Raw genomic sequence first — 12,658 nt, 5'->3', positions numbered from 1 at the left:
GGCACAGCGGTAGTACGACACTGGCTAGCGAAGCCCGTATCTCTGCCAGCGTTCTAGAGGGTGTTAAACAGCTCACCGATAAATTTTGCAACGATTTTCTAAAAGCCAATCCCAAAACGAAGTAGTTGTTTAGGGAGTGCTCTGGGCCAAGCTAACGTTCAGTCCCTCTTGCCACACGAACGAGAGGGTCTGCTCCTGAAGAATAGCTGGCGGTGCGTCGTGAAAGAGGAGGCGGGCAGGATCGTTCGCGATAAAGCGTAGCGTGAGCGTGCAGCGTGCCCCTTTCGGCGGAGGCGCTTTAAGCAGAAGGGTAACCCTATTCCCGTCCACAATGGCCTTTTCAAGCGCGCCCCCAGAGAAGGTGTAGTGCAGCGTATCTCCCGCGGATGAGGCCCCCACACAGCTCGTGAACACGAGCTGAATCCGATGGGGTAGAACCCGCACCTTCACCACTTTCGGGGGCTCGTGATAGGTGGCATCTCCCAGCGAGTAGGCGTAGAGCAGGGTGCCCTGCAGCCCAAGATCGGCGCAGGCTTTTTCAAAGGCCCGTATCCACTCGATGCTGCGCCGATCTTGCGGTTCAGAGCCGATGTCGGCCTGCATGATCAGCGGCATCTGCGGGGCCACTTGCCTAACGGCATTGAAAAGGCTCGCATAGCGTTTCACGTAGTCGGGCGGCAGATCGGGGCGCGACCAGTCCGGCCAATCGGTTTCAAAGCAGATCGCGTCGGGGCGCACCTGGGCAGCGATCGCGGCCGCATCGAGGCCGTAGATATCGGCAAGCTGTTGAGCTGCATTTGGCACATCTAGGGCTAACGTCCAAACACACACCGGTTTGGAGGGGGTTTCTGCACGAATGCCGCCGGGGCCGTTGATGAGATCGTTGAGAAAGGCGATGACGCTGGCGCGTCGAAAGGTGAGCCAGTTCTGCCAAAGCGCCGGATTCCGATTGGGCGCGTTGGGCGATTCGGGGTGCAGGATATCCGGTAGCGGCGAGCCGGGAAACATCTTTTGGAAGCTCGCTTGGCAAGAGGCGCAGAAACAGCCGTACTCTGGGCTTTGCGGGCCGGGATACTCCGGCCAATAGGGCTCCATGAGCGCCACGCCATCGAAGGGATAGGTCTTCAGCATCTTCACGATCTGCTGCTTCTTCCACACACGGTACTGCGGATTGTTGAGGCAAAGGCGCGTAAACCCATCCTGCACCGGATGGCCTTCGAGGTCGCCTCGCGTTACCATTCGCCACGCAGACCAGCCGGCAGGGAGATCTTTACGGCTGTAGACCCCGTTGAGGAACGTGGCGTACCATACGCGCATCCCATGGCGATGGAACGCACGGATGAGGGCGGGTTGAACGTCCGAATCGGCGGTGAGAACGTAGTAGACCACACGATAGCCGTGAACTTTCAGCTCTTGGGCGATCGAGTCGGGCGAACGGTTCTGAAAGTAAGGAAAGCTAGGGTCTATTTCGATGGCGCGCCCGTAGAGGGAGGAGAGTGGGTTTGCCGGTGCTGAGCCGCGAGGCAACGAAAACCCTTTTTTCAAAGAGCAGCCAAGCAGCAGACAGGCGACGAAAACCCACAGCCACCGTTGTCTTTTGTCGCAAGGAGGTTGATACCGCATAGGGTTGGGTTTGCAGGCCCGCTGCGTGCCACAGCGAGCCTGCTCTGTGATGACTTGGGAGTTTGCGGGATGGTTGTTGCTATTTACCCATGGCGCGCAGGTTCTTGAGGCAGCGGTCTACGCACTCCAAGGGTGGATAGGCATAGCTCTCCTGCTCCACGATGTACCACTGCGTTCCCCCAATGGTTTCGCAGAGATGGAAGATCTCCTGCCAGTTAATATCGCCTTCCCCAATTAGCGCTTTATCGTTGGTAGCCGAGTACTCCTTAATGTGCACGGTAAGCGCCCGTCCGGGGTAGCGACGCAGGAACACCGCCGCGTCGGCGCCGCCATGTCGCGCATTGCCCACATCGAACTGCATAACCACTTTGGGCGAGGTGTTGCTGAAAAAGACGTCCCACGGCAGCTCCCCCGTCTCAAGAGGTTGAAACTCCGTATGGTGGTTATGATAGCCGGTGAACATTCCCTCTGGTTCCAGCTTATCTGCGATCTCGTTCATAAGTGCAGCCGTTCGAAGCCAGGCTTCTTTGGACTCGGTGTATTGCCGCGGCAGGCCTGGCACAATGAGGAACTTGTTGCCTATGGTCTTATGAAACTCGATACTTTTGGCCAGCTCATCGCCGAGAAGCGTTTCGATTCCCACATGCGCTCCGCAGCATTTGAGGCCAAAGTCATCGAGCATCTTTCGAAGCTCTGCGGCTCCGTAGCCGTGGTAGCCGGCGAACTCCACCCCCTCATAGCCCATCTGCGCTACCGCTTTCAGCACGCCGGGAAGGTCTTTGGCGCACTCTTCGCGCACCGAATAGAGTTGAAGACCAATAGGTATTTTTGCCATTGTCAGCTCCTTTGTTCTGTTGCTTTTCCGAACACCGCTCAGTATTCTACCACACTATCTCCCCTCAGAAAAGGTAAACGGAGCCCAGGGCGTTCTAGCCCTGCGGGCTAGGCGGTTCCCCTCTCCGCGAAAACGGTTAGGCACGGTAGAAGTGTTCGGCTTGGTCTTGCAAACCCGACTCCCAGTTATCGTGTGCATCGGCCGGTGGCAACCAGGGCGGCAGTTCAAGGAGCAACGCTTCCGCAAGGCCCTCCACATAAGGCTCGTACTCGCGGCGTAACCTGCGAAGGGCAGCCCATCGCTCCGGCTTCCCTATGTCAAGCCCACTGCCCTGTAAGAACTGCGCAAGCGCCCCCTGCTGCGAATCCGGTAACCTATTCAGCGCGCGATTTAGAGGAAGGGAAGCCACTGTGATGTAGCTGATATCTACCACCGCATGACGTGCCATCGCATAGCAGCAGTGGGCGCGCCAGGCCAGTTGGCGTTGAGCGTGCGTGGTCTTATTCAGCCCCACCTTCAGCAGTGCAGTGGCATCGAGAAGCGCCGTGATGGTGGAAAGCCAAGACACCCTATCGTGCTGGGAGCGATAGGCCGTCAGGGTGGGATACGACAGATGGCTCTCCAGCAGTTCGGCACACCAGCGTTCAACCTCCTGCAAGAACACACAAAGAGCTTCAAGGCCGACGGTGCTGTGCACAGCGTCCCCCTCCGCCAGTCGATCTATCTCTGCATGGCGCCGAATAAGCTCGGCCCCACAAGGTGCGAGCCCGCCCGCGAGTCGAGCAGCAGAATGCCGCTCTCCCTGCGCGAAAACGCCTGGTAGAGGGTCGGCACATAGCCGATGACCAGGGCGAGAAATCCGAGGCCTATTCCAGCCGTGACAACGGCCAACGTGCGGGTTCCCAAGGAGGCGCCTTGGCGCTGTAGCCCAAGGGTTACAAAACAGGAGGCGGTATTCAGCACCTCCATCGGAAAACTGGGCGTTCCTTTGGTGAAAGCAAGCGTATCGAACCCCCACTGCACCAAGGCGATGCCGAGCACAAGTCCTAGCGCCCAAAGAGGGATCAGCAGCAGCGTCGCAAGCGGACCATACATGCCAAGCAGAAGCTCCCTTTCTCTGTTACCGCAGAGTCGGGAGAGAGCGACCCAGAGCTGCCAGAAAAGCTTGTGGAAATAGCGGGTAAAGCGAAAGAAGCTTATCACCGAGCGGGGCATAACCACCCACTCGAACGCATCCCATGCAGTTAATAAGGCTAGGGCGGTGCCAACAACGATGCTCAAAACCCCCATGACGGCGCGATCCCTCCTCTCCGTTTCGATGTTATTATGCGCTATTCCCTTTGCAAAGCGTTGTACGTCTTTTGGATAGAATGAGGAGAGCGTTCCTTTTCATGCAAACTTCTATGGCTTGACATCGGAAGAGAGAGGAGTGTAAAATAGGCTCTGTTTTGGGCGGTTGGCTCAGGGGTAGAGCGCTTCCTTGACACGGAAGAGGTCAGTGGTTCAAATCCACTACCGCCCATTTTTGGTTTTGTGTCGGTTGCCAAGTCTTCCAGATAGGTCGAAACGGTTGTTGAGTTAGCAGATCGGCCTGCATGAGGTCAGGCAGGAATAGACGCCTAGCACACCGAATAGGTCTTTAAAAGTGAACCACCTAGAAGGGAGATAGGGGATGGGCTTTACCGTTCGCGAGCTAAACCACGTAGCCATTCACGTAAAAGACCTCGACACCTCTGTGGACTTTTATGAGCGGGTGATGGGGTTACCCCGTATTCCGCGCCCTAATTTTAACTTCCCAGGGGCCTGGTTTGCTCTTGGGAACCAAGAGTTGCACCTCATTGAAGATAAGAATCTCACACCGTGCACACGCCGACACCACCATTTTGCACTTCAGGTTGAAGACACCTACGCGGTCCGGGAGGAGCTAGAAGCGAAGGGCTGGAACCATTTCGTGAGCCATGGCCCTCGCCCCGATGGAGCCATTCAGCTGTTCATCCTCGACCCCGATGGCTATGTCATTGAGCTTGTCTCACCGCCTAAATAGCCTAATCGCCCTTTGCATATTCTAAGACCAACAGCCGATGCGGGTAGTCGATGGTGGCACGTTTGGCGCTCGCCACAAACCCGGTGCCTAAAAGGCCGCCAAATTCAAAATCCTCTGCGGGGTTTATCTGCGAATCGAGCAGATCGGCCCCAAAAGCCGGATTGATCTGCCATTTAAGCGGCGTGCCCTCTTGCGATTCTATTTGAAGGGTTAACGGCTCACGAAACACGATCACTTTCTGATGCGTGTCGCTGGTGCCGATACCAAACTGCCCCTGAATCTGCAGCTCTCTAGCGCTATTCGCTCCCATCTTCTGCTGCAACAGGCGCGCCAGGCGAAGCGAAACAAGCCCCTCGGCATCGGCGCCTGTATCTACCAAAGACCAGGTGGGTTGTGCGTTGAACAGGGTACGTACCACAATATCGCCCTCTTGAAGATGAAACGGAATGGTGACGCTATAGTCATCGGGCTCAGGCGGAGGCGCCTTTGCATCCTTTCCACGGGCAAAGAGGAGGGTCTTTTTCGTGTAGTCAATGGTGATCACGTAGTCGGTAAAGGCGCTGACCCCCAAAATGCCGTCGAAGTTGCCGGGCAGGCTGGAGGAAGTCTCTATCGGTATGGTAGCGAAAGTTTCTGTACCCATCTGCATGCTCGGCGCCAGATAGATGCGGGTAGGCTCTTTGCCGTTCACCCCATAGATAAGAGAACGGGAGATAAGCGGTAGCTGTAGCTTATCGGCCAACGCGCTACTGAGGGTAATGTCGGCACCGCCCCCCGTATCAAACATCAAACGAGCCTGAACATCGCCGATCTGCACCGGCACAACCACATAGTTGCCGGCCAGCTCCACGGGGACGGAAAAGGACTGAACTCCGCCGCCGGTTTCCACCGCCTTCATCTGGCTTTGAGAGATAGGAGCGATCGGCTCGAAGGGGGTACGATTGATAAGACGGCGTAGCAGGGGCAGATGCGATGGCAGCGCCTCCATGGTCAGCGTGTTGGGATGCCCTTTTGGGCAGAGACTGAGGTAGGAAGCGAGGTCTACAAAGTCGCTGAGTCCAAGGGTGTCCTTATTGCTTGCTTCATCTACCACGTAGTACCAAGCCTCGGGCCACAGCGGATGGATATCGGTAGCCTGTAGCAGCAGAGTGCGTGCTCGAGCGTCATCGCCGTTCCACTCATACAGACGTCCTTGGGCGATAAGGCCCCAATAATCTTTGGGATCAAGTTGCAGCGACCGACTAGCTTCGTCTTGTGCATGGTCTGGCTCGCCGGCTCTTAGAAGGGCGCAGGCCAGTATACCGTGGGCGTCCGCGTTGCGGGGATCCAGGCGAATGGCCGCCTCGGCTTCCGAAATCGCTTCCTCCCAGCGATCGAGACGAAGCAACGTGCGGACAAGCCCTATTCTCAGTCCGATCTGTTGGGGAGCCCGTTGGATGGCCTGCCGATAAGCCTTGGCAGCGGCCTCGAACTGGTTTTGTAGAAAAAGCTTTTCGGGGTCGGGGCTTTGCGCTGTGGGCGATGTCTTTACCGAAGGAGGGGCTGCGCCAGGGAAGGACCACGCGGCAGGAGAGACACCAATGCAGAGGCCACATAAAGCCCAAAGTAGGTTGACGGTTTTCCAAAAACGTAACATATTTTGCACCTTTGGCGCCTAGCACGCGGCGCGTCGAGAGAGAGCAGTGAGACTGTGCTCAAGCAAAATTATGCACTATGTTACCCACAATCCCGACAAAACATCATCCACTTGTGCGGAGGGCTTCTTGCAGGCGGCGGCTCTGCTTTTCTAAGCCAAACTCGATTCGCCAAAACAGAGAATTGGGGTAATCTGTAATGTCATGGCTGAAGCGTCCGTACCGAAACGTGTGCTCTGCGTGTTTGGCACGCGCCCCGATACGGTGAAGATGGCACCAGTGGTTCATGCCTTAAAAAGGTACCCACAAGACTTCACCGTGCGTGTAGTGGTTACCGGCCAACACCGAGAACAGATGGAACAGGCCCTACGCGTCTTCCAAATAACACCCGACTGCGATCTCGCCATCATGCAACACGGGCAAACACTTGCCCAGATCACCATACGGGCTCTGGAAGGGCTCGATGCCGAACTTTCCTCTCACCCTGCCGATATCTGCCTCGCCCAAGGCGACACCACAACAACCTTTGTGGCGGCCCTGGCCGCTTTCTACCATAAAGTGCCCTTTGGTCATGTGGAGGCTGGGCTACGCACCGGCCAGCGCTACGATCCTTTTCCGGAAGAGATGAACCGGCGTCTCACCGCTCCTCTTGCCACATGGCACTTTGCCCCCACCGAGCAAGCCCGCGAGAATCTCTTACGAGAGGGTATCGCCCCTCATACTATCTTCGTTACAGGCAACACGAGCATAGATGCTCTGCTTTCTGTAGCGGCCCAACCAGCCACATTCGACGATGCACGGCTGAAGGCCATTGTAGAGAGCGACCGGCGTCTGATTTTAGTGACGGCCCATCGAAGAGAAAACTGGGGGGCGCCTATGGAGCGCATCGCGCGCGCCCTAGCCCTGCTCGCGCAACGCTTCCCCGACTGCACGATCGTAGTCGCCATGCATCGCAACCCCATTGTGCGGCAGACTCTGCAATCCGTCCTGGCAGACGTAGAGGGAGTCGTCCTTGTAGAACCCCAAGAGTATGTTCCTTTTGTGCACCTCATGAAACGCGCAACGCTGATTTTAACCGATAGCGGTGGTGTGCAGGAGGAGGCCCCGGCGTTAGGTGTGCCCGTACTTGTTCTCCGAGAAACCACAGAACGACCGGAGGGCGTGGCAGCAGGGACCAACCGTCTCGTTGGCACCGACGTCGAAACGATCGTGGCTGAGGCAAGCCGACTTCTGAACGATCCGGAAGCCTATGCCCAGATGGCTCGTGCTGTAAACCCTTACGGCGATGGCCACGCCGCGGAACGCATCGTTGCGGTTCTTCGGCAGTCTGAAGCGTACTGAGGCAAAGAAAAATTTTTGCTAACCCCTTGAACGCTCCTAGAAGGCCTGCTACGTAAAGCATTTTCCTCGCTCAGACGATGCCTTTATCGAATTTCAAGGAAAGGGAACAAAGTTTTCTTGAAATCAAGTATACTAGGCTAAGAGGGGACGAGATTCTTTATGTCTAGGCTACAGAGGCGATCGCTCCATAAGCGTTCCAACTATCTCCGCTGGATTCGGCAAACAGCTCGGCTTGTGCTGTTTGCCTATCTGCTGCTTGCGGTTCTTGGAGAGGTCACCCATGCCTACGAGCACCAAGGGGAATGGCAGGCCGCTGTCCAACAGATCGCTTCGGAAAAGTCCTCTCATCAACCGCATTTTTCGGCGATCGAGCAGGTACAACCGCATCCTTGCCCTCTGTGCACTTGGCAGGCCAACAACCTCTCTCCCAGCCTTTCCGTTCAGCGCTCTGTGACACGTCTGAACAACTATCCTCTTCCTCCTTCTACCTACTCCATCGCCGTTTTGCTCATCTATCCGCCAACTACATCCTCTCGCTCACCGCCTCGCGCCTAACCCCATTAAACATTTTTCTTCTGTCGTCGTTTCGTTAGGCTCTCTATTCGTGGCATCTACTTTTTGGTAGGTGGCCTTCACATAAGGCCTTTGCTTAGAGGGCCACGAGAACGAACACGAAAACGATTCGTTTCAAATCCCAACTTTTATAACAACCCTTTGAGAGGAAAACACCATGAATGAGGTTCTAAAGTTCATTCACGGTGGAGGTTTTATGATGTATCCGCTCATCTTCGCCTCCATCGTGCTTGTCGCTGTTATCATCGAGCGCGCTATCTCACTTCGACGCTCCATCACAGACGGAGATGAGCTGCTCGAGCTGATCAAGGAGGCCGATCGGCAAGACCCCTCCCATAAGCGGGCCATTGCGGTGTGTGAAGGAACCCGTACTCCTCTAGGTCGTATCTTTGCACGCGGTCTAAGAAACGCCCATCGCGATGTAGAGGCCATCGAAATGGCGATGGAGCAAGAAGCCGCTAACGAAATTCCCGCTCTTGAAGCCAACCTCATCGTCATCAAAACGATCGTCAACATCTCTCCTCTGCTTGGCCTGCTGGGAACCATTGCCGGCATGATTCGCTCTTTCCGTGCAGCTTCGGAACACGGCCTCTCCAACCCAACCCAAATTCTTGGAGGCATTGCGGAAGCCCTCATCTCCACGGCAACCGGTATCACCCTCGCGGTCATAGGCTTTATCGCCTTTAACTACTTCAGCAACCTCGTGCGCAAGATCAACGAAGACCTCGAGTTCTATAGCGCCGAACTGGTGAACTATCTCACCGGTCGCGTAGACTGAAGGAGGGTGCCTCATGCGGAAGCTTGTAAGGATTCCACGCAGAAAACCCTTAGAAGAGGCCGAGATCATCGTCATCCCGATGATTGACGTGATGATGTTCCTCCTCTTCTTCTACATGGTCGCCAGTTTGGCTATGGTCATTCAGGCGGGGCTGCCGGTGAACCTTCCTAAGGCCTCAACGGCCTCAAATCACTCCTCCCAGAACATCACCATTACGATTCAGAGGGACGGCGCCACCTTTCTCAATACAACGCCGACGCCTCTTAATCGCCTTGCGGATGCTTTAAGAGCGCTCCATGTTACCGATAAAGACCTCGTCATCATCAATGCTGATAAGGATGTGCTTCATGGAGTAGTGGTGGAGGCGATGGATCAGGCGCGTCAGGCCGGCGTCACCCAGTTCGCCATTGCGGCGGTAAAGTGAGGAGGTTGTTAAAATGCGACGCCGACGTAGAGGCAACTCGCTGCTTACCAAAACACTTATTATTTCGATTTTGATCAATCTTGTGCTTCTGCCTATCCTAGCGAAGTTCGGAGCCTTCAAAAAGGTAGAGGGCGAATTAATTCACGTTACCATGGTACAACTGCCACCTCCAGCTCAAGAGCGGCAGCAGCCAAAAGTGGAGAAGAAACCGCCCAAGAAAGCTCCTCCCAAGCATCTAGAGAACAAAAGTAAAACCCATATGAAGGCTCACCCTCAACCAACCGTCCATGAGCATCCCTCTAACCTGCCTAAAGTGCTTGCCACCTCTGCCGGAGGCGGAGGTGGAAGCGGAGGTCCTACTGTGGATAATACGGGCACTGGCGTGGCCGGGCAAGTACCTAAACCTATTACGACCCCTACCCCACCGCCTCAACCAAAGCCTACACCACCGCCCAAACCGCAACCCAAGCAACCGACACCGCCTCCTACCCCCCAAAAACCCACCGAGGTCGCTGTGGCAAAACCGACCCCGCAACCAGAGCCGCAACCGCAGCCAGCGCCTCAACCCGTCTTTACTCTGGCCGAGCCGGCGCTTCCATTGGCCGAGGAACCGCAACCTCAGATTCCCGATGACCTACGCTATCAGCCTCTCGATGCGATGTGTGTTGTGGAGGTGACCGTAGAGCCGGACGGCACCGTGGCTTCTGCACACATTGTGCAATCTTCCGGCCACGATACGCTCGATCAGCTTGCCCTTGAGGCCGCACGTCAATGGAAGTTCAAACCCGGTACGCGCAATGGTGTTCCTGTAGAGAGCACTGTTAGACTGCATTTTCACTTCGAGGTAGATTAGGGGAAGATCGTTATGCCATTTATCAATGCGCCTATCCCGTCCGATGCCCAAACTTTCGTTCCACGCTACGTGAGCTTTATTGTGGTGAATCCAGCCACGCAGCAGCCGCTAACTACCGCCGTGGTTACGCTGCAGAGAGGCCAAAACCGCAAGGATGCTATTGTGCTCACCCCCTCTCTTATGGAAAACAGCCATGCAACCCCGGTCTTCGATCTTTGCACCTGGCACACGGTGTCGTCCGTGCCTAAACACCAGCAGGCTGCCATCATTCATCTGCTCTTAAACCATAGTCTCTGCCTTCAGCTTAGCCCTCAGCGCTCTTCGTCAAGCCAGTCTCCACCCACAGCTGATATTTTCGTTGTCGTGAAGGCCTCCTTGCTACAACGCCGCCAGGTAGAGCAATCTACCACCATTACCCATAACCAGATTCAACAGTTTGGCGGGGGAGCAGGAGCCACCATTCAGTCCATTACGAAAGCTCAGGCTGGTGTCGCTAACGACTCCGCTGGTCAAGAGCATATTCGTGGAGAACATGCCGAGATTTCCTACGTGGTAGATGGCGTCCCTCTACCCGAAATTCTCTCAGGGCAGCAGAGTGCGGTCGTCGTCCCCTCTACCATTCAAACCCTTCAGCTGCTCACCGGCTCTTACCCACCCGAGTTCGGCATGCAGACGGCTGGCATCCTCAACATCACCACCCTTCCTGGCGCCAGAAAACCCGTTGGGGAGTACGACCTTCAGGCCGGCAGCTACTCCACCACAAACGGCGATTTGAATTTCGAAGGGCCCATCGGAAAAAGAGGCGACTATGTGTTCGATTTCGCTGCCACCCGCACATTGAACGCCCAAGACCCTCAACAACCCGATGATCAGACCGCCCATAACGCCGGCTCCAGCGTAAACGAGTTTGCCAAGCTGCGTTTTCGGCCAAGCTCTAAAGACACTCTCATTCTTACCCTCAACCAATCGCCCGATACCTATCAGATCAATAACCGCACCGGCCTCCCCGATTCGTTTGCCCAAGCCGGTGAGGGCTTCGGCTTCCTCGGCCTTCGTAACCGTGATGGCTCTATTCCTCCCATTAACATCGTGAACCCCAACGGACTTGGTGCCGCTCCCATCGTTCTGCCTTCTCAACAGGCCGAACATATGGATATTGACCAAAGGGAGGTCAATGAATACTCCACGCTCTCATGGCAGCGTCAGCTTAATCGCACCGATTCGCTGCTCTTTGCCGTTACCTTTCTCCATGCCGGGGCCAATCTCACCAACCATAATCCACCAGTAGATGTACTTAACCTACCCATAGATAACTCCATAGAGTACAACCCAACGGCCATTCGGAACGTGCACCACTCTCAAATCTATGTGGCCGTTACGCTCCCGCGAAAAAACCACGAGATCAAGTTTGGCATTCTCAACGACACGCAGATCGGCAACGAGTCGTATCAGTTCATTCCAGCCAGCCAACTTGCCCTAGACGATCTGGCGGTTGTAGACCCGGCGCTCGCGCCTCCGGGTGCGCCAAAACAAGCGACCGATGCCCAGGGGCATCCACTGTTTGATTCAAGTGGAAAGCCGGTTTATGTTACCGATGTCTATGGCAATCCCGTCTATGTGCCCACCAGCAATACCGTGCCAACGCTGAATGTTCACCGTTCCGGCTTTTATCGCGCCGCCTACATCCAAGATACTTGGAAGGTCTCTTCTCGTTTTACCTTCAACTATGGCTTTCGCTTCGACTGGTTTCGGCAAGGGCAGAACTTGGGACAACCCATTGTGGATACCAATTCGCTCTGCCCACGTCTCAACTTTGCCTACAATCCCGATCGGCTTACCTCAATTCGGTGGTCTTTTAACCGGCTCTTCAACATACCGCCGCTGGCTCAAGGCAGCATTGTAGGCGCTCCGATTCAGCCGGAGACCTTAAACCAGTACGACATCAGCGTTCAACGGCTGATAGGCCGTGGTCAAACGGTGAAACTCGCCTACTACATTAAAGACATTCGCAACCAGGTGGATACCGGTCTGCTTATTCCCGGCAGTCAAATCGGGCTTTTCTCCTCCGTCAATTTCCAGATAGGAGGAGTGCACGGTGTTGAATTCAGCTACGATCTCACCCCGCCTAACGGTATAGGCCTTGATGGATTTGTCAACTACACCTACTCTATCGCCTCGCCTGCAGGCTTCGACAACACGGGTGCCCCTGCGCCCTTCTTTAACGATCACGATCAACGTAACACCGTGGGGGCGGGGTTTGGCTACACTTGGAAAAATCAGGCCAACGTCTCCTTTGTCTTTACCTATGGCAGCGGCCTCGCCAGCAGCGTCGTGCCACCCAGCCCCTTCCGAACGCCCAACAGCGAGTTAGACTTGCATCTCTCTACCGGCTCTCGCTTCCTGAAAGGTTTAGGGGCGCTTAACCTCGATATCGAGAACGTCTTTGATAGCCGCAGCGTTATCAACTTTCAATCGGGCTTCAGCGGTACCCGCTTCCAACAAGGCCGTCGCATCCTTCTCTCTCTATCCAGCAAGTTCTAAGCGATGTTGGGA

12 protein-coding genes and 1 tRNA gene are annotated in these 12,658 nt (G+C 55.5%); 8 read left to right on the top strand and 5 right to left on the bottom strand.

What is annotated here, in order from left to right:
• Window positions 1–129: 129 nt before the first annotated feature.
• From CCALI_RS15450 to CCALI_RS15440, 4 genes are all read right to left on the bottom strand, one after another.
• Window positions 130–1,527, bottom strand: coding sequence for a putative glycosyl hydrolase (locus tag CCALI_RS15450; protein ID WP_016483799.1), 1,398 nt, complete (start codon window positions 1,525–1,527; stop codon window positions 130–132).
• A 175-nt stretch (window positions 1,528–1,702) separates the two neighbouring features.
• On the bottom strand, window positions 1,703–2,458 hold the full coding sequence (locus CCALI_RS12295) for a sugar phosphate isomerase/epimerase family protein (RefSeq protein WP_016483798.1): 756 nt from the start codon (window positions 2,456–2,458) through the stop codon (window positions 1,703–1,705).
• Between the two features lie 136 nt (window positions 2,459–2,594).
• Window positions 2,595–3,155 carry a hypothetical protein gene (locus CCALI_RS15445; RefSeq protein WP_052572414.1) on the bottom strand — a complete coding sequence of 187 codons (561 nt, stop codon included), beginning with the start codon at window positions 3,153–3,155 and terminating at the stop codon, window positions 2,595–2,597.
• 23 nt (window positions 3,156–3,178) lie between these two features.
• The gene (locus tag CCALI_RS15440; RefSeq protein WP_052572412.1) at window positions 3,179–3,748 is read right to left on the bottom strand and encodes a hypothetical protein; all 570 of its coding nucleotides are present in this window, start codon (window positions 3,746–3,748) and stop codon (window positions 3,179–3,181) included.
• Between the two features lie 160 nt (window positions 3,749–3,908).
• Between CCALI_RS15440 and CCALI_RS12285 the strand changes: the two genes are divergently transcribed.
• Together CCALI_RS12285 and CCALI_RS12280 are read left to right on the top strand one after the other, a co-directional pair.
• Window positions 3,909–3,980, top strand: a tRNA-Val gene (locus CCALI_RS12285).
• A gap of 150 nt (window positions 3,981–4,130) precedes the next feature.
• Window positions 4,131–4,502: a VOC family protein gene (locus CCALI_RS12280; RefSeq protein WP_016483797.1), complete on the top strand. Its 372-nt coding sequence runs from the start codon at window positions 4,131–4,133 to the stop codon at window positions 4,500–4,502.
• 1 nt (window position 4,503) lies between these two features.
• On the opposite strand, the gene CCALI_RS12275 is transcribed toward CCALI_RS12280, so the two are convergent.
• Window positions 4,504–6,138, bottom strand: coding sequence for a tetratricopeptide repeat protein (locus CCALI_RS12275; protein ID WP_016483796.1), 1,635 nt, complete (start codon window positions 6,136–6,138; stop codon window positions 4,504–4,506).
• 202 nt (window positions 6,139–6,340) lie between these two features.
• Here CCALI_RS12275 and wecB point away from each other — a divergent pair, with 202 nt between their 5' ends.
• From wecB to CCALI_RS12245, 6 genes are all read left to right on the top strand, one after another.
• Window positions 6,341–7,477, top strand: coding sequence for a non-hydrolyzing UDP-N-acetylglucosamine 2-epimerase (gene wecB, locus CCALI_RS12270; protein WP_016483795.1), 1,137 nt, complete (start codon window positions 6,341–6,343; stop codon window positions 7,475–7,477).
• Window positions 7,478–7,636: 159 nt separating this feature from the next.
• Window positions 7,637–8,032 (top strand): hypothetical protein, encoded by a 396-nt coding sequence (locus tag CCALI_RS12265; protein ID WP_016483794.1) that lies wholly within the window; start codon window positions 7,637–7,639, stop codon window positions 8,030–8,032.
• Between the two features lie 175 nt (window positions 8,033–8,207).
• A complete protein-coding gene (locus tag CCALI_RS12260) occupies window positions 8,208–8,828 on the top strand; it encodes a MotA/TolQ/ExbB proton channel family protein (protein WP_016483793.1) in 621 nt (206 codons plus the stop codon).
• Window positions 8,829–8,841: 13 nt separating this feature from the next.
• The gene (locus CCALI_RS12255) at window positions 8,842–9,252 is read left to right on the top strand and encodes an ExbD/TolR family protein (protein ID WP_016483792.1); all 411 of its coding nucleotides are present in this window, start codon (window positions 8,842–8,844) and stop codon (window positions 9,250–9,252) included.
• Window positions 9,253–9,265: 13 nt separating this feature from the next.
• Window positions 9,266–10,105 (top strand): energy transducer TonB, encoded by an 840-nt coding sequence (locus CCALI_RS15435; RefSeq protein WP_016483791.1) that lies wholly within the window; start codon window positions 9,266–9,268, stop codon window positions 10,103–10,105.
• Between the two features lie 12 nt (window positions 10,106–10,117).
• Window positions 10,118–12,646 carry a TonB-dependent receptor gene (locus tag CCALI_RS12245; protein WP_016483790.1) on the top strand — a complete coding sequence of 843 codons (2,529 nt, stop codon included), beginning with the start codon at window positions 10,118–10,120 and terminating at the stop codon, window positions 12,644–12,646.
• Window positions 12,647–12,658 lie beyond the last annotated feature (12 nt).

The sequence above is a fragment of the Chthonomonas calidirosea T49 genome (assembly GCF_000427095.1).
GTDB lineage: Bacteria > Armatimonadota > Chthonomonadetes > Chthonomonadales > Chthonomonadaceae > Chthonomonas > Chthonomonas calidirosea.
This window is presented reverse-complemented; position numbering and strand designations above follow the sequence as displayed.